We start from the raw sequence: 17,044 nt of genomic DNA, 5'->3' as shown, positions 1-17,044 counted from the left end.
CACCGGGAAAGAAGTCCCGGCCGGGAAAGTAGGTAACGACTTACGCTGCCGTTATCGGCAGTGCGACAGAGGTATCGTCATGACGGGCCAGCAGGAGGTAAGGACCTCGCTGCGGGTCATCATCAATGACAATGGCATCGACCATGATGCCCAGTGGTGCAGAAGGATTGCCGTCAGGCGGCAACCGATAGTGACAGAACCGCGCGGCACGCGTCCCTGGGGGATAACCAGCCAACTGAATGGCGGCCTCCCGCAGCAGGTGTTCGAGTCGGTCCACCGGATGGATATCCGTGGCCACCGTGAGGGCAACACACAGACAATCCGACAGTAGTGACTCGGAGACCCGCACGCTACGGGTCCAGCCGTGGCGTTGTGCCAGGGCCGACATATCATGAGTGGACGACATGGTGTTTCTCCTGGACATGGAAACCATGGGGAAACACCTGCCCCACCGGGGAAGTCTTTCCCCGTGGTGGGTGGATAGAACGTAGGTCAGCGGGTTGATCAGGCGATCAAGAGTTTCATGGCCGCAACAAGGATGCCAATAGCGGCGATCTGCATGGCCCCCATCCGCAGCGTCAGCTTGAGTTCAAGCTGCGACAAGGCCTGAGACAGATCCTGCTTGGTGACAAGGTTGGCCAGATCCGACCGGGTCATGATGTGCTCCTCCAGTGCGAGGCGCTCCTGGGCCAGCAGTCTTGCCTGCTGCTCAGTGAAGGCTCCGTCCTTCTGCAGTCGCTGAGCATACTCATAGGTGTCGAGCATCGGTCTCCTCCTCCCTAGGTTGAGTGGAATCACCTGAAGAGGAGACAACCTCCCCGCTGGAGAGCCATCTCCCCATGCGGGTGGTTACAAGGAGCATCCAACCCCGAAGGGCGCCATCTTTCAGGATGCGATATGGCGTTGGGCATTGCTCTCAAGGCAAAGGGCGCTGCCGTTATCGTCAGCAGCCAACGGTTTGCCTCTTTCATACTAATGCGAACAATCAGATTATCAAGGCGCTACACGGCGGTTCCTGCGTTTGCACATCTAGTCGCGGTCCCGTTTCCAGTGATCACGATGCCACTCACGAACATGGCCGGATCTGGAATCCGAATCGACCCGCTGGCCATCAGCCACCGCCCGGGTCATGCCATTAACAGCGCCTGTCTGAATCCCATTCAGGCGCTCACTGGACTCATCGTGCCTCTGCCGACAAGGAGGTTCCCGACCTCGCCACAACGCAGTTCCAGCCCCGGGCTTTCGCCATGTAGAGGGTCCTCCACCCCCTCCGCTCTGAGCGCGACGCGAACACCTGGCCGTGGTTGTAGGTGGATGAGGTCGGGTCATGCAGCTCGGGGTACCCTCACGCACGTTCCATGATGCTATCGATTGTTGTCAGCTCAGTCGCAATTGTTGGCTGGCAATCGAGATCGAAGCACCCCTTCAGTCACTGGATCACAGGGCTTCAAACAGGGCGGTTAGCCAGTTCGACATCGCTGACATACCAAGGTGATGCAAGGCTGAGGATGCGCTGGTAGAGGCAGTTCTGGAGCATGGCTATTCCATCGGAATCCCGTCTTGATGGCGGTAATGGTGAAAGATATTGAAGCCCGAGCGAACAGTCACCACCCACTGCAGTTGGTGAAGCCCCACAGGTATACAAAGCTCGTATGTCGCCTAGTCAGTCACAACCTGACGCTTGATCTCTCTCAACTGTTCCAGCAACTCGGGAATATTCTCCTGGATGATGCTCCACACGGTGTCATCATCGATCCCCAGATAAGCATGGATCAGTCTGTTGCGCGTCGCGATGATCATCCGCCAGGGGATCTGCGGGTGCTGGGCGCGCACCTCATCCGGGATCCGTGTTGCTGCCTCACCAATCAGTTCCAGATTACGCAGGGTGGCATCGTAGGTGAGATCATGGGTAATGAAGTCGTCCTGATCGAGGCCGCCCGTGTAGGAGACCACCTTCTCGGCAAAGCCGATCATGTCGTCGATGTAGAAACGCCATTCGCGCGGAAGCCTGGCGTCAGACATGAAGCGCCTCACGCTCGATGTAGGGCCTGAGCTCGGGGCGCAAAGCCTTGTCGGTCACCAGGTCCACAGGGTGGCCTAACAAGTCTTCAAGATAGAACTGCACACCGAAATAGCGTGCGGAGGTTGCGGGACCATCAAAACTCACCAGGATATCGATGTCGCTATCCTCACTCGCCTGGTCGCGGGCCATGGAACCGAACAGTGCCAGCTCCTTGACACCGTACTCACTGACGAGTGTCGGAAGATGGTCGTGCAGAAGCTGCATGGTCTGGGCTCTATCCATCACGTTCATCCCACCTGGCATCTAATCTTAAGGCACTGATTTACCGAGCACCTGTAGATAACACTCCCCCGGTTCACGCAAGCTACCAGTTGTTGGCGAAGCCATCCACCAGATCCTCTTGCCGCCTCTTAACCTCATCCACTATCCACTTAGGGTAGTTCAGTACCTGCGTCGAGCAGGCTCGGAGCGCCGCCCGTGGCGCGTCCGGACGTACTTCTGTTTCTTGAGCTCAAAATCGAAGTTCGAGGCATCAGAGTTTTCTTAGCAGGGCAGCAGCACCAGGTTGCCCAGTCGAGCACTGGCAATTTGGGAAAGGCGGACAGTCATACATCCTCCCTGGCCAGCTCTGCGTCTCGGTATTAGCAAGCCATGTTACGCCAGCTGGCAACAATGGGTAAGGGGTTAAGTAAGCAAGCACTCATCAATCCGTCAGCAACATGGTCTGCACAACCGGGTAGTCGCTCTACCAGAGATTGAGGCTCTCGATACGGCATGACAGGGCGTTCAGTTGAACCTGGCATACCTCATACCCAAACTGGGAACGCGGCGAGAAAGTGAAGCCGCTATTCTGATGGAAACGCTGAGGCTACAAGCTGCTCAAGGTTGCCGCTGCACTCGATGAATGAAGACCGAGCCAACAGGCCATGGCCTAAACACGGCCTTGGCCGGCACACTGCCCATCAGGTACTTCTGATTCACAGCTTTCGTCATGCCACGCTACATCACCAGCGATTTCCGCGAGCTGCTCGACCTGTTGCCTTCCTCTCACAATGAACTGATCCCCGACGACCACTGGTCCATGTCATCGACCTGCACGTCGATGCCCACTACCTCGAGGCCTCGGCTTCGAACGTGCCCGCCCAGCAGCCGCTGGTCACCCCAACTATCTCTTTGATGACCAACGGACTTACGGCGCCTTTGTTACAGAGAGATTGTCGATGTCGGCACAACGCAGTTCCTGCCCCGGGCTTTCGCCATGTAGAGGAACTTGTCGGCCTCGGCGAACATCTCGTTGAAGCCTACCGCCTTGGGGTCGCCATCCGTCACCCCAATGCTAATCGTCACATCCACACGGATCGTACCGACTTTCACGGGCTGCTCCGCGACCGCCCTCCTCAGGCTCTCGGTACGCCGCTGCGCGTCAAGCCCATCGCAATCAATCAACAGGACACAAAACTCCTCACCACCCAGTCGCGCTACGATGTCATCCTGGCGCACTGCCGCGGTGATTCGCTGGATTACCGCAACGATCACCTGGTCCCCTACCGCGTGGCCGTGAGTGTCATTGATTGGCTTGAAGTGATCGATATCGATGACAACGAGGGCGTATCGCTTTCCTTCATTGATCAGCGTCTGACGGGCCACCCTGAATCGGTGGAGGAAATGGCGACGATTCGAAATGCCCGTCAGGCTATCCTTGTTCGCCAATGCCTCGATCTGTTCATGGGCCTTCTCTCTCGACCGTTCCTGATAGTAGGCCACGGCTCCAAACCCGATCAGTGCTCCTAGAATATTGGTCATCGCGACCCCCGTCTGAAGTGCCGGCCATACATCCCGATGAACGAGAACGATGGAGAACACGACGCCGCAGTAGATCAGGTAGACAGGTAGGCCCTTTCGGGTGCCGAGCAGGAAGAAGTTGATGATGGCAAAGAACACCATCCAGACAGCCGAAGATACATCAGCGCGCACGTACCAGTAGAAGAAGACCGCCAGACCACCGCAGGAAATCACGGAGAGCCAGGCGGCACGCTCAACATTTTGGTTGACCCGCATGTCGACCAGTGCCAGCACGACGATGACAAACACCGTCAGTTCGACGACTGCCAGAGGAATCGCTTTGAAATAGAAGATGTTGATCATCGCATACGACAAGGATATCAGCGCGATAATCATCAAGAAGAAATTGGACAACCCGGATCGCCGGTGATCCGGCCCAGAGACGTTGGCGGGGGGCCGCTGCGCCCATCGGCCCCATGGCAGCTTTCTCAATGGCGGCATGCTGCTCCTTCTTCTGTTGACGCCCCGACCTCGGACAACCGATAACGGCGCTGGCACTTCTCCATCGAGCCTGCGGCTTGAATCGACCCCAATGGCGAAGATATCGGCCTCGTTGACGGTTTCTTTAGCCATACCACATGTCACCGAAGTCAACGCTCAAGGGTGAGGCTAAACCAGGTGCTGCCGATGGCAAGGAAATCGTGAAGCCCGGTCAGGAATGCCAGCCGATTAATCGACACGAAGCTGTCGGCAGGCTATATCCCAGGTTATCGATACGTTGTCATCTCAGCCTCAGGGAACCGTCGGCTGCAGCCGACTAGATGCAAGATGTTCGCCAGGCGCCTTCTAGTCGTCGACAAGGCCAAACAGATGGCCAAAATTACGACATACTTGAGGACGATTACATCTCATTCAGGCATGCTCAACTTCAAGGGAGAGCATGCATGAAACCCAGCGAATACCTGGTGGTGTAAGCAGAGCGGGAGCTCGAGGCATTCGACCGACTTGGAGTCGAGGTCGGCGGGTGAAACCAAGAGAATCCGCCACCCTCACCGGCTGGCACCCGCCAGGGTGTTGGCCTCATCATCTCGGAACGGATCCACGATCCAATGCTGGAGTCACTACTGGCCAGGTATCGAGCGGCCGCCTTGCTATGCCTTTGCCGACTCGCTGCCAACTGAATACGACAATCAGGCCATTCAGGCAGCCGTGAAAGAGTGTCGCTGCCTTGCACTGTGCCTGACGAACCACGTTCCCTAGCCCGACGGGGAACCGTCCTGATCCTTGTCGACTGTGACGGTTGTCTTCCCGGTATGAGCAAGCTGGAGACATGGCCTAAGACTCAAGGCAATTCGATGGGCCGCTACGTCACGCGGGCTTTTACTCGAACCTAAGCCGCTCAACGCCCCTCGGAGAACGTCACGGGCACGCCAAGACGAACCCGCGTTTCAAGATTCGCTCCAGAACGCACTCAAAGACGTTTTCCGGTGTATGAGAACCATCAGAAAAAGAAATCCCGATCCCAAGAACTCATCCTCTGCGAGAGAGAGCTGCCACCAGAGAATCAGTTCATCGAGACCGGGCTGTGCAGCCCACAGAGTCCAGAATGGAAGCAATACTGAACGAGGTGTAACCTCACTTTCAGTATAGGTAAGTAGCAGAGCACACTATTGAAAGTTTCCTATAGATGTAGGCAGGGGCGGTAAAGAATCATCATGAGATTGGCTTAGTAACAGGAGAAGGGATATTGTGGTCAGGTACCACCGTGGCCAAACTCCCTCACACTCCACCAAATCTTGTAGACCGCCGAGGGGCCAATGGCCCTGTCGCATTACCCGACTAATGATCTGGAATGGTGCTGGTCGCACACCGGTACAGCAGTGCTACAAGTGTCATGCCCTGACACCCGGCGTGAAAATAAGAAAGCCCCCGGGCGGGGGCTGCAAGGGCTGGCCACTCGGTGAGGGAACGGTGGGAACCGTTGATCCGAGGGGCACGTGCTTACCGTAACACGCTGGGGTGCGTTGGCACGTAAGATATTAATGACACCTTATGTAAGAGATCGCTGACAAAGTTGCCTGTCCGGCGTTTCTCCTTGGGAGGGCTGCGATCAAGCGTTCAGTGTCATCACGTTGCGTCTTGTTCAACAGCTCTACCGATAGGTAGATTCATTCAACCTGGTCTCCATCACTGGCTGGCGGGTTGTATCCAGTCCTCAACCCGCAAACCCGCTACACGATCAAACTCACGCAGATTATTGGTGACCAGGATAAGACCCAGCGAACGAGCATGACCCGCAATCATCTGATCATAAGGACCAATCGGTTTGCCGCCCCTGGCTAGCTCCGCCCTAAGTTGACCGCTATGAGCAGCCGCCTCGTTGTCGTAGCTCAGAACCTCCAATCGTGCAGCAAAGCCTTCGATAACCGCCAGATTCTTCTCCGGTGATGCTGACTTTTCTGCTCCATAGATCAACTCCATCAGGGTCACAGTGCTGATGCTCAGCTGACCGTGGTGTCGAGTAAAGGCTTCCCGTACCTCTTCAGGCTTGTTCTTGATGGTGTAAATACAAATATTGGTGTCGAGCATGTACTTGAGCATTAAATAGCCTCTCGCTCCTGGTCAGCGGGCTGCTCCCGCTCAGCCATGAAGTCGGCACTCACGCTCTCGCCATCGAACCAGCTGTCCCAGGACTCCCCTGCAGGTGTGATGATACGAATGCGGCCGATAGCCACAACATCCACTCGCTTCACATCTTCAGGCAGCGCCACCGCCTTGGGCAGCCGGATAGCCTGGCTACGATTGCTCTTGAAGACAGAACCTTGCTCCACAGCTAAATCCTCCAGGGATATGCCATTCGTACATCCCAGTGTAGACCCCATTGGGTATATGTCAACGGGATATATGCCTGTCATATCGATGCCTGATCAGCATTCAGCTACGGCCTGGTGTGACACTAGCCCTCATTTTGCCTGTCCCGTCGTCCTCTTGGAGGGTGGCCTCAGGCGAGACGTATCCCGCACCACGTTGCCTTGCCGTTGGATAGGGCAACCCAGCCCAGCTGCTTGCCATCCGATGGCGTCGGGACAGGAACGCGAGGGATATTCGCAAGACCGGCCTTAGCCTGCCATCTGCGAGATCGTGCCTCCTCGCCACCGTTGCTTTCCTCGTTCTCGATGGACTCTCTCACTACAGCAGGCGCAGGAGAGCGTCGGGACCGACGAGGCTCCCAGCAGATCAGGATGCCCCCAACCTGGCACGGGGGGAATCGTCGAGACCCGGTGACCGCAGACGGCGAGGCTGGCATTAATCCGCCGCTGGCGGGCGTAGTCGTGTTGCATCAAACATAACCACCGACCGGCGGGACAGCAGAGTGCACCTCGCACTGGGGCATAGCGGAAGTCCTTGGCTTGGTAGAACTGCCTATTCCCCCGGTTATCGTTGGCCCACCGGGGGAATATAACCCGGAACCTCGGTGGCGATGATCAAGGGCGGAGGGATATCGGATGTCATCCGTCCTGGCATCGTACTGATGCTCGCTGCCTTCCAGAAGAAGCTGGTCGCAGCCGTACCATGGCGCACGGAGCAGACTAAGCCTTTTTACTGCTGCGGCAGCGACCGTACGATGATGTCGGCAAGCACCGTCTCGGGGTCGTGTTCCAGCAGTGGCTGGAGAAATCCCATCCGCCCAGCGATCAGGAGATTGGCGATGCCGTGCACGATCGACCACGCGGCGGCGATATCCTTCAGCCCGTCAGCATCCGCCATCGGGTCGCCTCCACGAATGTCACGCACACCGTTGACGAGGGTGGCGAACGCCCCCGACGCGTGCTGCACGAGATCGCTGTCATCGCTCGAGGGCCGCTCGGAGCCGAACATCAGCTTGAACAGCATCGGATTGTCCCGCGCGAACGCGACATAGCCCACGCCAGCCGCCACCAGGTCCTGCCTCGGGTCGCCTCTTTCGGCGTGCTGCCGGCTCGTCATGCTGCGCTTCACCGCCCTCGGCCTCCTGTTGCTGGCGCTGATGCTACCGACTGGCTTTGCCGCCGCCGTGGACCCGCGCGAATTCCTGGGTGTCGACATCTGGGTGAAGCCGCTCAAGTTCGAGTTGGCGATCGCCACCTATGTTCTGACGCTCGCCTTCTTCGCCCGCTTCGTGCCGGCCGAGGTCCGCGCGAAGCGCTGGTACCGCACCTATATCGGCGCGGTCGTCGCGGCGGCCGTCCTCGAAATGATCTGGATCGGCGGTGCCGCCGCCTTGGGCACGGCGTCCCATTTCAACGAAAGCGTTATCGGCGTGGTGATCTATGCGGTCATGGGTGCCGGCGCCGTGCTCCTGACCAGCGCCTCGACCGTCTACGCCGTCCAGATCGCTCGCAACACGAAGCCGGGGATCGGCAGCGCGCTCAAGGAGGCGCTGGTTCTCGGCCTCGCTCTCGTCCTGCCACTGACGCTTCTGTCCGCGGGAACGATGAGCAGCATGGACGGCCACTGGATCGGCGGCCAGCCGAGCGACGCTGGCGGCATGGCGCTCATGGGCTGGGCGCGAGATGGCGGCGACCTGCGTGTCTCCCACTTCTTCGCCACCCATGCGGTGCATTTCATCCCGGCTTTCGGCCTTGTCTCGACCACCTTCTTCGGCGCCGAAAACCGCCTGCCGGTCCGCATCTTCGGCCTCCTCTTCACCGCCTTCGTCCTCTACACCTTCGTCCAGGCCCTGAAGGGCCAGCCCTTCTTGGCGATGGTGGGGTGAGGGGCGCCTGGGCTAAATGAGGCGTCGATCGCGATTACATCGAACGGTACGCCTTAGGCCGCAGTGGGTGGTCGGAATCATCGTAGCCATGTCGATCTCGGTTACTCAGGGCATGTTGCCAAGAGCCTGAGCCGCTCCAAGGGCGGCCAAGGCCCCCAGTTGCATGCCGCCATCGACAGCCTGGGCAACTCGGCCAGGCTGATGGCCAGCCCGGAACACCGGAGTGAGGTTCCTTTCGGTGCCGCCCAGATCGAGAGGATCGCCTGCTGCTCCAACCTCGCCGACCGGGCCTATGACACGCAGAGCAGGTAACCAGCACAAAGAAGCGCTCCAGTTGGAGCGCTCAGATTGCTGACAAAGTCCTGGCCCTTCGGCCAGGACTTTGTTGTTATTAGGGAATGCTAAAAGATCCCGGTCCTACCCAACACGAGCTGGAGATGGTCACGCTGGAAGAGCTGGTGCCTTCCGATCATCTGCTCCGGCGCATCGATGCCATCATCGACTTCTCCTTTATCCGCGACGAGACCCGTCACTTGTACTGCGAGGACAACGGTCGCCCCGCGCTGGATCCCGTTCTCCTGTTCAAGGCGCTGTTCATCGGCTACCTGTTCGGCATTCGCAGCGAGCGCCAGCTCGTCCGCGAGCTTCAGGTGAACGTGGCCTATCGCTGGTTCCTGGGCTTGCGTCTGACCGACAAGGTGCCGGACGCCTCGACCTTCAGCCAGAACCGGCGCCGGCGGTTCCGTGACAGCGATATCGCGCAGCGACTGTTCGATCATGTGGTGGAGCAGGCGATGCAACAGGGCCTGGTGGGCGGTCGTGTCCTGTACACCGACAGCACCCACATCAAGGCCAATGCCAATCGCCGTCGTTTCACGATGCAGGAGGTGGAGACGACACCGCAGGCCTATCTGGCAGAGCTGGAAGAGGCGGTGGTCGCCGATCGGGAGGCTCACGGAAAAAAGCCGCTGCCGCCTCGTCGAGAGGCGGAACCCGAGCCCACCGCCAAGAAGATCAGTGATACCGATCCCGACAGCGGCTACATGGTGCGGGAGGGCAAGCCCAAGGGGTTTTTCTACCTGGATCACCGAACGGTGGATGGCAGGCACGCCATCATCACCGATGTGCACATCACGCCCGCGAGCGTGCACGACAGCGTGCCCTACCTGGAGCGGCTGGATCGCCAACGCCGACGCTTTGGATTCGATTTGGCCGCCGTTGGGGTGGACGCCGGTTACTTTACCGCCGCGATTTGCCAAGGGTTGGAGAAGCGCCAACTTTACGGTGTGATCGGTTATTGTCGGCCCAGCAAGCCGAAAGGCATGATGCCGAAACGCCTCTTCGTGTATGACGCCGATCAGGACGGTTACCGCTGTCCAGAAGGCCAGACGCTGCGTTATGCGACTACCAACCGGGAAGGCTATCGTCATTACCACTCGGACCCGGTCTGGTGCCGGGAGTGCCCACGCCTAGCGACTTGCACACGCAATCAACACTACCGCAAGACGGTGACTCGCCACGTCTGGGAAGACGCCAAGGAGCGGGTGGGGAGCCGCCGGCTGGAGCCGGTAGGCAAACGAATTTACGAGCGCCGCAAGGAGACGGTGGAGCGCAGCTTCGCAGATGCCAAGCAACTCCATGGGTACCGCTATGCTCGCATGCGGGGAATCGCTGGAATGCGAGAGCAGGCCTTGCTCTGTGCGGCAGCGCAGAACCTCAAGAAAATGGCCTTGGCGGCCTGAGAGGGGCCCGGTCGTCGAATTTTCCTTCCAGCGACACCTTCAGGAAGCCCCATACTCGCTTGAGAGCGCCATTTTCTGCCTCTCGAGAGATAAATCGTGTTGTAGCGCTCCCTTCCGTCGCGAGCAAAGAACGCGAGCGTAGAAACACAAACCCCGCAAAAAATGCGGGGTTCGTCAGCAGTCTGAGCGCTCCAGTTGGAGCGCTTTTTCACCTCAAAGCATCAGATCAAGCATTAACGCGATCTTCGTCGTCTTCGTCGTCTTCGTCGTCTTCGTCGTCTTCGTCGTCTTCGTCGTCAATGGTCCCCGCACCACCGCATCGAGGACAAACATCCACCGTGACCATACCGTCCCCATAGCATTCGAGACACTGCGCGAACGGTTTATCTTCCTCGGGGTCTAGCCCTGCGCCGCCGCAGTTCGCACACTCCACCTCAACATCTTCACCACGACCGTGGCACTTCGGACATACACGTTCAGTCATAACTCCATTTCCTCTAACCCTGTTCAAACTGGAAACATTCCACTTCTCTTCACCTCACGGTCATGAAAACAGGACAAAATATCAGAAGCGGGGTATCCGTTGCGGATTGAGCGCCCACTCATGGACTGTCTGGCAGTAGGCCTCTGCTTTGGGATAATGGCTCACAACTTCGCGTGCGCTCGCGTACAGGACGCTCCCTTCATCGGAAGGGTCTATCGTCGAGGGTTGGAGAAAGCTTTTGGCGGCTTCCCTGGCCCCTTCGATATGATGGGATACGGCACACAACAGACCTTGCAGCAGTTTCTCAGCGTAGATCTGCATACCCTGCTCATCGCCTGAATTCTCCAGGATTGCACGGGAATAAAGTAACGCATGTAGCGCAAACATATCTGTCGCGCTCTCATACTCGGTAAATGCGCTCTCAGGATCACTCATATAGCGGTGAAGCACCGCATCTATCGTGTGTAACGCATAGGAGGTGTCTTGTCGTACCGGCCGCAGAAACTCAGAGTACATACGAGCCAGGTCGACTCCTGCCTGCATGAAGCCGTCTCGCCACAAGAATTCAAGAATCAAGGCCGCTCGATCACATTTCGTGTGTTCTTTGGTGTTCGCGAGCCTCACTGCGAATATCCCTATCGAGCGTTTCAGATCCTCGATCTTGATAGCATCGGGCAGAAAGAGCCTGTCGTCGTCGCTCAGGTAGGATATCAAGGCCAGTCCTAGCATGAGCTCACGGCTCTGAGGAACCTGACGTGTATCAAGGTGCCGAGAGAAACGGTCGTTAGTTCCTGCGAGCAGTTCCCGTAAGCCACCTTCGCTATCAACTCTAGCGACTTCAGCCAATTGTTCGGGGAATCGATCCGGTGCAAACATCGTCGGCTGCCACAGACCAACGAGCGCAAAGCACACATCCTTGATGTTGTCAGGAACCTCTAATCCCAGCGCAGGAGCTGACTCACTGAGATATGTCACCAGCCGTGCGACTTGAACCTCTCTTCGATCCATCATCTCGTCCAGGTTGAGATCCTCGTCAACGACCAAGCCTAGCGCGGGTATGTCGTTGAAACTTTTGCTGCCGATGACGGTAGCCGTCATGGTACGCAGTTCGTACTTCTCGCTCCGCCGACCTTTGCCGGTGCATTGATTTCTGAGTGCCTGAACGAAGGTGGGCAAAAACCGTAGTTGGGGCGGCGTCGCGTTCTTACAGAGACTTTTGAGCCGACCAAAAGCTTGCGTAGCTATCTCCGAGGAAACCGTACGACGAAGAGATGGGTGTGGTGAATTCATGATGGCATCCTTCAAGGTCATGTTTGAGTGTCCATTAGCCATTGAACCGACTGCATGACAGTCGACTTGGCGAGTACACACGCTGACCTTCTGGTCTTGAGGGATGCGGCGAATCCACTAATCACAAAACATAACAAGCACATCACTGGTAGGCAACCCCCTCCTGCATTCTGTCCTATTCTCGTGAGATGACGGATTAGGTGACGGATCGTCTCCCGGTCGGTGAGGTCGGGGTCCAACCATGGCTCGAGGCTGTCATTGTCCAGAATCAGGGGCATGCGATCGTGAATCTGCTGAGCACAGCCACGGGCGGGCTCTGTGATGATGGCACAGCCCAATGCCCCATCCTCTCGTTCTGCGTAAATGCCAGCGAAAGCCATTGGCTCGCGATCCAGGCGGCACAGGAAATGCGGCGTTCTTGGCGTCGTGGTCTTGAGCCACTCGAACCACCCATCAGCGGGCAGGAGGCAACGATGATGACTAAACGCCCCCTTGAAATAGCCCAGGGTTGCCACTTTCTCGGCGGTTGCCAATTTCGACTGTGGCGCATTTCCCTTGGCCCACTTCGGCTGGTAGCCCCACCACATCTCATCCAGTACCGGCAATTGATCAGGTGACGCACGCAGGATAGCGGCAATCCAAGTGCCGGGATGAACGTTGTAACGAGGGGCCAGCTCCGACACCGGATAATCGAACGGCAGGTGAAGCGACTCGGAAAGTCGGATCGGGGGTGAGTAGAGCGCGAAGCGGCCGCACATACATCGCGACCCTCATGTGGGAAGCCCTACTCTCCCAAATAGCACCACGACGAGCAAGGTTGCCATCATCGGCGGGGGTGAAATGGCTGGTACTTTGCCATGTCAGGAGTGTTGCATGTCGAATCGTACCCATAGACGAATAGACGCACCTGCCGATTCGGCGTCACGCCGGTTGAATTCGAGGTCGGAGTTGCACTGACCGAGCGCTTCGCGATGGCTGGCATGGGTCGATAAACGGACTACGCTGGAAGAATTCAGGTGATGTAGGCGGAGGACGACGCCATGAACCAGCAGCACGATCCCGAAGGACAGCGGCTGCCGGTCAAGCTCGACACCACCACCAACGGCGAGTTCTCCCCCATTCCCCTAGGACCCGAGCACCACTACGCCAAGCGGTTGGCTGAGGAACGCGCCAGTGACAACGCCCGGCGGTGCGGGCTCAGTCGGCGGAGGTTTCTGGTCTCGGCCTGTGGGGCAGCATCCACGCTCATGGCGATGAATGACGCCTACGCCGCGGTGGGCAAGCTCGGCGGCTACTTCGCCCTGGCACCTGAGGCCGATCTCGATCCCGACGCGGCGAAAGTTTCCTTGGAAGGCGGGGAGTTCATCTTTGACGTCCAGGGCCACTTCGTCAATCCCAACGGCGACTGGCTGAAACGAGTGCCGGCGGGACACACCCCACTGAGCTGGGCCCCCAAAGCTGGGTGCGCCCTGGCCGACGAACCAGGCACGCACAGCTATCTCCACTGCCTGGGCCCGGACGAGTTTATCAAGGACGTGTTCAAGGACTCGGACACGGACATGATCGTGCTCTCTTTCATTCCCTCGCGGCGCGATGCCGAGCCGCTCACCATCGAGGAGGCGGCCGCCACCGCCGAGATCGTGGCACGGATGGAGGGCACCCACCGCATGCTGCTCCATGGTCGCATCAACCCTAACCAGGCGGGCGATCTGGAAGGCATGGACGAGCTCGCCGAACGCTACCCCATCTCGGCCTGGAAGACCTACACCCAGTGGGGCCCGAACCGAGATGGCTACTTTCTGGATGACGAGGTTGGCCTGGCCTTCATCGAGAAGGCGCGGAAACTGGGCGTGAAGAACATCGCCATCCACAAGGGTCTGCCGTTCGACGGCTACCCCTACCAGTACTCTCGATGCGACGACATAGGGCGCGTCGCCCGGCGGTTTCCGGACGTCAACTTCCTGGTCTACCACTCCGGCTTCGTGCCGGGGCAGCCGGAAGGTCCCTATAGCCCGGACAGGAACGAAGGCATCGATTCGCTGATCCGGACGGTCGTCGAAAACGAGGTGGCCAACGCCAACGTCTACGCCGAACTGGGGTCCACCTGGCGCTACCTGCTACGCGATCTGGATTCCGCCGCCCACGGCCTGGGCAAGCTCCTGAAATACGTGGGTGAGAAGAACGTCCTCTGGGGCACCGACTCCATCTGGTACGGTTCCCCCCAGGACCAGATCCAAGCCTTCCGGACCTTCCAGATCGCCGAGCCACTGCGCGAGCGACACGGCTATCCGGAAATCACGCCGGCCATCCGCGCCGGGGTGTTCGGTCGCAATGCCATGAAGCCCTACGGCCTCCGCGAAGAAGACGTACGCCTTCGGACCCGCGATGACCGCGTGGCCCGCGAGCAACTGGCCTACCGCGAACAGCCCAACCCCCATTTCCGCACCTATGGCCCGAAAACGAAACGGGAGTTCCTGAATCTGAAGCGATGGGGCGGATGATGCCCACCTATGAGCTTGCCGCCACGATCACGCCGAGGCCGGACACGACAAAAAGCAGGACGTCGAAGGATCGGCTGCGTGGCAGCGTGGTTGAGCTGACTGATCAGTCTGAGCCCGTTGGTGAGGACGACTGGGAGACGCTGGCTTGGTCCTCCTGGATACGCACGCCCTGCTTTGGTGGGTGAACGGGGATTCCCAGCTATCCCAACATGCACTCGAAGCCATAGAACATGAACTTCAAATAGAAGACGGTGAAATCCTGATCTCCGTTATCTCAGCATGGGAGATAGCGCTGCCGGTTGAGAAGGGACGGTTATCCCTCTCGTCCAGTACACATAGTCTTGATTCAAATCAAAACGGCGAACGTGCGTCATTGGTACGGTACGGTGTACATCGAAGCAATCGTTGCCTTTTTGGCACAGTGGCCACTGCAACCTTCAACGTGACGATTGCCACTGCGATGCCGGTAGCGGCGGACGGTCCAATTAGCGAAAGCCATCACTGACAGGGCAGCACCACCGTACTCGGCGATGCCACACCACGGCCGCGAAATCCATCGACACGTCACCCTGACCGAAGTTGATGGGCAATAGCCAGCCCTTCCAGGAGGGTATGCCATGAAGATCCTGCTACTGATCAACGATGCGCCCTATGGTTCGGAGAAAGCCTACAACGCACTGCGCTTGGTCATGGCTCTGCAGAAGGATCATGCGGACACGGCGCTGCATGTGTTCCTGATGGCCGATGCGGTGGCCGGCGCGGTTTCGAATCAAACTACGCCGCAGGGCTATTACAACATCGAGCGCATGTTCAAGGCCGTGATTGCCAAAGGTGCGCAGGTGAAGGTTTGCAGCACCTGCTGCGACGCGCGCGGCCTGCGCGCCTTGCCGCTTATCGAAGGTATCGAGATCAGCACGATGGACCAGCTGGCGCAGTGGGTGATCGACTGCGACCGGATCCTGGTATTTTGACCCGATTTTGATGTGCCAGGTCGACGTGCTAGGCGCGATAGCATTTTCTGTCACCAAATAAAGGAGCAAGAAAATGAAAAGGGTCTCGAATTCGATGGTCGCCGCAGCAGGAGCAGCCGTTGCCCTTGTGCCAAGCTGGGTGTGGGCGCAGGGGCTGTCTGACCCCGAGAGGTATGCCTACGGCCCCCACATGATGGGATGGGGTGGAGGGTGGTACGGGATGATATTCGGTCCGCTGTTCATGATCCTCATACTGGCCTTGGTGATCGCGGTCGCAGTCCTTCTCGTCCGCTGGCTCGGCGGTCCGTGGCATGCAGCGACACCTCATCAAACGCCCCCTGGCCGCGCACCGCTCGACATCCTCAAGGAGCGCTTCGCTCGCGGTGATATCGACAAAGAGGAGTTCGAGGAGCGCCGTCGCGTGCTCGGCGACTGAACCCGTCCGCCCCTAACGAAAGATGATGCCTAATTCATCCTTAACGACCCGTTCTATGGCACTGAGCGCTGTTACAACGCGCTGCGTCTCGCCCACGCGCTCAGTAAGAAGGATCCGGCAATTGAGGTCACCGCCGACGACGTGACCGACGAGCCCGACAAGCAGATCGTCGTCGCGGCCGGGGCGGGAGCGCGCGCCGCCGGCTCTTACCACCTAGGTTGAGAGTATTCTTTATCTTGGGAGACCCCACCGCCATGACTCAGCGCATCCTGATCCTCCAGGGCCACCCCGACACCAGCGAAGCGCACCTCTGCCATGCGCTGGCCGACCACTACGCCGCGGGTGCCCGGACCCAGGGCCATGAGGTACGGGTGGTCGATATCGCGACACTGACGTTCCCGCTGCTGCGCAGCCAGAAGACTTGGAAGGAGTGCCCGCTACCCGACTCACTGCAGGAGGCTCAGGCGGCCGTCGGCTGGTGCCAGCATATGGTGCTGGTCTTTCCCCTGTGGCTGGGTGACATGCCGGCCCTGGTCAAGGCCTTCCTTGAACACGTGCTGCGCCCCGGCTTCGCTTTTCGCTACGTGGAAGGCAACCCGCTGGGCGAGAAGGGCCTCACAGCGCGTTCGGCTAGAGTGGTGGTTACCATGGGCATGCCGGCAGTGGTCTACCGCCATCTCTATCGCGCCCATAGCATCAAGTCGCTGGAGCGCAACATCCTCGGCTTCGTCGGCTTTTCACCGGTTCGCGAGACGCTGATCGGCAGTGTTGAATCGATGGGAGAGCGGGAGCTCGACAAGTGGTTCCGCAAGCTACGTGAGCTCGGCGCCGAGGCCCGATGAGATTGGCTGAGGCATCGCGTCGACCTTTGAAATATCTATCTGTCCCCGATATCAAGGACCAGCTGTCGCACGTAGTGCCGTCATTGAGACCGCCTTGGCTGTGTGGCGAGTCGACCCTGACTGGTTCTTTGGAGCGATAGCTCACAAAGCGTCTGGCAAAGACAGTGCGTACTTTCCAGACTTCACTCATCCCCCGGATGCGTGTTCTGCAAGGACA

General features: G+C 58.6%; 19 protein-coding genes. 8 read left to right on the top strand and 11 right to left on the bottom strand.

What is annotated here, in order from left to right:
• Positions 1 to 40 precede the first annotated feature (40 nt).
• The 8 genes from L861_RS20995 to L861_RS23850 all read right to left on the bottom strand — a co-directional run bounded on the left by L861_RS20995 (position 41) and on the right by L861_RS23850 (position 7,804).
• Complete coding sequence (locus tag L861_RS20995) at positions 41 to 406, bottom strand: hypothetical protein (RefSeq protein WP_016418674.1); 366 nt, start codon at positions 404 to 406, stop codon at positions 41 to 43.
• Between the two features lie 98 nt (positions 407 to 504).
• Positions 505 to 765 carry a hypothetical protein gene (locus L861_RS20990; RefSeq protein ID WP_016418673.1) on the bottom strand — a complete coding sequence of 87 codons (261 nt, stop codon included), beginning with the start codon at positions 763 to 765 and terminating at the stop codon, positions 505 to 507.
• A gap of 894 nt (positions 766 to 1,659) precedes the next feature.
• Positions 1,660 to 2,022, bottom strand: coding sequence for a HepT-like ribonuclease domain-containing protein (locus L861_RS20985; RefSeq protein ID WP_016418672.1), 363 nt, complete (start codon positions 2,020 to 2,022; stop codon positions 1,660 to 1,662).
• Positions 2,015 to 2,305: a nucleotidyltransferase family protein gene (locus L861_RS20980; protein ID WP_016418671.1), complete on the bottom strand. Its 291-nt coding sequence runs from the start codon at positions 2,303 to 2,305 to the stop codon at positions 2,015 to 2,017. Before L861_RS20980 ends, L861_RS20985 begins: the two co-directional genes overlap by 8 nt.
• A gap of 921 nt (positions 2,306 to 3,226) precedes the next feature.
• Entirely contained in the window at positions 3,227 to 4,438 is a 1,212-nt protein-coding gene (locus L861_RS20975; RefSeq protein WP_081645923.1) for a GGDEF domain-containing protein, read from the bottom strand.
• Positions 4,439 to 5,992: 1,554 nt separating this feature from the next.
• A complete protein-coding gene (gene vapC, locus L861_RS20970) occupies positions 5,993 to 6,406 on the bottom strand; it encodes a type II toxin-antitoxin system tRNA(fMet)-specific endonuclease VapC (protein ID WP_016418668.1) in 414 nt (137 codons plus the stop codon).
• A complete protein-coding gene (gene vapB / locus L861_RS20965) occupies positions 6,406 to 6,636 on the bottom strand; it encodes a type II toxin-antitoxin system VapB family antitoxin (RefSeq protein WP_016418667.1) in 231 nt (76 codons plus the stop codon). Before vapB ends, vapC begins: the two co-directional genes overlap by 1 nt.
• 769 nt (positions 6,637 to 7,405) lie before the next feature.
• Positions 7,406 to 7,804 (bottom strand): TetR-like C-terminal domain-containing protein, encoded by a 399-nt coding sequence (locus tag L861_RS23850; protein ID WP_161629051.1) that lies wholly within the window; start codon positions 7,802 to 7,804, stop codon positions 7,406 to 7,408.
• On the opposite strand from L861_RS23850, the gene L861_RS20955 reads away from it, so the two are divergent.
• The 3 genes from L861_RS20955 to L861_RS20945 all read left to right on the top strand — a co-directional run bounded on the left by L861_RS20955 (position 7,791) and on the right by L861_RS20945 (position 10,303).
• Positions 7,791 to 8,561, top strand: a complete 771-nt coding sequence (locus L861_RS20955; RefSeq protein WP_016418665.1) for a hypothetical protein — start codon at positions 7,791 to 7,793, stop codon at positions 8,559 to 8,561. The genes L861_RS23850 and L861_RS20955 overlap by 14 nt on opposite strands.
• Before the next feature lie 63 nt (positions 8,562 to 8,624).
• Positions 8,625 to 8,873, top strand: coding sequence for a hypothetical protein (locus L861_RS20950; RefSeq protein ID WP_016418664.1), 249 nt, complete (start codon positions 8,625 to 8,627; stop codon positions 8,871 to 8,873).
• A gap of 86 nt (positions 8,874 to 8,959) precedes the next feature.
• A complete protein-coding gene (locus tag L861_RS20945; protein ID WP_035568093.1) occupies positions 8,960 to 10,303 on the top strand; it encodes an IS1182 family transposase in 1,344 nt (447 codons plus the stop codon).
• A gap of 226 nt (positions 10,304 to 10,529) precedes the next feature.
• Here the strand turns inward: L861_RS20945 and L861_RS20940 are convergent, their stop codons facing one another.
• The 3 genes from L861_RS20940 to L861_RS20930 all read right to left on the bottom strand — a co-directional run bounded on the left by L861_RS20940 (position 10,530) and on the right by L861_RS20930 (position 12,835).
• Positions 10,530 to 10,787, bottom strand: a complete 258-nt coding sequence (locus tag L861_RS20940) for a hypothetical protein (RefSeq protein WP_016418663.1) — start codon at positions 10,785 to 10,787, stop codon at positions 10,530 to 10,532.
• A gap of 81 nt (positions 10,788 to 10,868) precedes the next feature.
• Positions 10,869 to 12,098, bottom strand: coding sequence for a hypothetical protein (locus L861_RS20935; RefSeq protein ID WP_016418662.1), 1,230 nt, complete (start codon positions 12,096 to 12,098; stop codon positions 10,869 to 10,871).
• On the bottom strand, positions 12,095 to 12,835 hold the full coding sequence (locus L861_RS20930; RefSeq protein ID WP_016418661.1) for an SOS response-associated peptidase: 741 nt from the start codon (positions 12,833 to 12,835) through the stop codon (positions 12,095 to 12,097). The genes L861_RS20935 and L861_RS20930 overlap by 4 nt, the downstream gene beginning before the upstream one ends.
• A 282-nt stretch (positions 12,836 to 13,117) precedes the next feature.
• On the opposite strand from L861_RS20930, the gene L861_RS20925 reads away from it, so the two are divergent.
• From L861_RS20925 to L861_RS20900, 5 genes are all read left to right on the top strand, one after another.
• Complete coding sequence (locus L861_RS20925; RefSeq protein ID WP_016418660.1) at positions 13,118 to 14,578, top strand: amidohydrolase family protein; 1,461 nt, start codon at positions 13,118 to 13,120, stop codon at positions 14,576 to 14,578.
• 145 nt (positions 14,579 to 14,723) lie between these two features.
• Entirely contained in the window at positions 14,724 to 15,083 is a 360-nt protein-coding gene (locus L861_RS25250; protein WP_330217789.1) for a type II toxin-antitoxin system VapC family toxin, read from the top strand.
• Positions 15,084 to 15,195: 112 nt separating this feature from the next.
• Complete coding sequence (locus L861_RS20915; RefSeq protein ID WP_016418658.1) at positions 15,196 to 15,549, top strand: DsrE/DsrF/TusD sulfur relay family protein; 354 nt, start codon at positions 15,196 to 15,198, stop codon at positions 15,547 to 15,549.
• A 73-nt stretch (positions 15,550 to 15,622) separates the two neighbouring features.
• Positions 15,623 to 15,985, top strand: a complete 363-nt coding sequence (locus L861_RS20910; RefSeq protein WP_016418657.1) for an SHOCT domain-containing protein — start codon at positions 15,623 to 15,625, stop codon at positions 15,983 to 15,985.
• Positions 15,986 to 16,239: 254 nt separating this feature from the next.
• Positions 16,240 to 16,827: an NAD(P)H-dependent oxidoreductase gene (locus tag L861_RS20900; protein WP_016418655.1), complete on the top strand. Its 588-nt coding sequence runs from the start codon at positions 16,240 to 16,242 to the stop codon at positions 16,825 to 16,827.
• Positions 16,828 to 17,044 lie beyond the last annotated feature (217 nt).

Source organism: Litchfieldella anticariensis FP35 = DSM 16096 (assembly GCF_000409775.1).
Classification (GTDB): Bacteria; Pseudomonadota; Gammaproteobacteria; order Pseudomonadales; family Halomonadaceae; genus Litchfieldella; species Litchfieldella anticariensis.
This window is presented reverse-complemented; position numbering and strand designations above follow the sequence as displayed.

Coding starts and splice junctions, on each gene's coding strand:
- L861_RS20955 (WP_016418665.1), top strand. CDS start 7,791: ATGCTGCGCTTCACCGCCCTCGGCCTCCTGTTGCTGGCGCTGATGCTA.
- L861_RS20940 (WP_016418663.1), bottom strand. CDS start 10,787: ATGACTGAACGTGTATGTCCGAAGTGCCACGGTCGTGGTGAAGATGTT.
- vapC (WP_016418668.1), bottom strand. CDS start 6,406: ATGCTCAAGTACATGCTCGACACCAATATTTGTATTTACACCATCAAG.
- L861_RS20900 (WP_016418655.1), top strand. CDS start 16,240: ATGACTCAGCGCATCCTGATCCTCCAGGGCCACCCCGACACCAGCGAA.
- L861_RS20925 (WP_016418660.1), top strand. CDS start 13,118: ATGAACCAGCAGCACGATCCCGAAGGACAGCGGCTGCCGGTCAAGCTC.
- L861_RS20910 (WP_016418657.1), top strand. CDS start 15,623: ATGAAAAGGGTCTCGAATTCGATGGTCGCCGCAGCAGGAGCAGCCGTT.
- L861_RS20935 (WP_016418662.1), bottom strand. CDS start 12,098: ATGACCTTGAAGGATGCCATCATGAATTCACCACACCCATCTCTTCGT.
- L861_RS20990 (WP_016418673.1), bottom strand. CDS start 765: ATGCTCGACACCTATGAGTATGCTCAGCGACTGCAGAAGGACGGAGCC.
- L861_RS20975 (WP_081645923.1), bottom strand. CDS start 4,438: ATGGCTAAAGAAACCGTCAACGAGGCCGATATCTTCGCCATTGGGGTC.
- L861_RS20945 (WP_035568093.1), top strand. CDS start 8,960: ATGCTAAAAGATCCCGGTCCTACCCAACACGAGCTGGAGATGGTCACG.
- L861_RS20930 (WP_016418661.1), bottom strand. CDS start 12,835: ATGTGCGGCCGCTTCGCGCTCTACTCACCCCCGATCCGACTTTCCGAG.
- L861_RS20985 (WP_016418672.1), bottom strand. CDS start 2,022: ATGTCTGACGCCAGGCTTCCGCGCGAATGGCGTTTCTACATCGACGAC.
- L861_RS20995 (WP_016418674.1), bottom strand. CDS start 406: ATGTCGTCCACTCATGATATGTCGGCCCTGGCACAACGCCACGGCTGG.
- L861_RS20915 (WP_016418658.1), top strand. CDS start 15,196: ATGAAGATCCTGCTACTGATCAACGATGCGCCCTATGGTTCGGAGAAA.
- L861_RS20980 (WP_016418671.1), bottom strand. CDS start 2,305: ATGGATAGAGCCCAGACCATGCAGCTTCTGCACGACCATCTTCCGACA.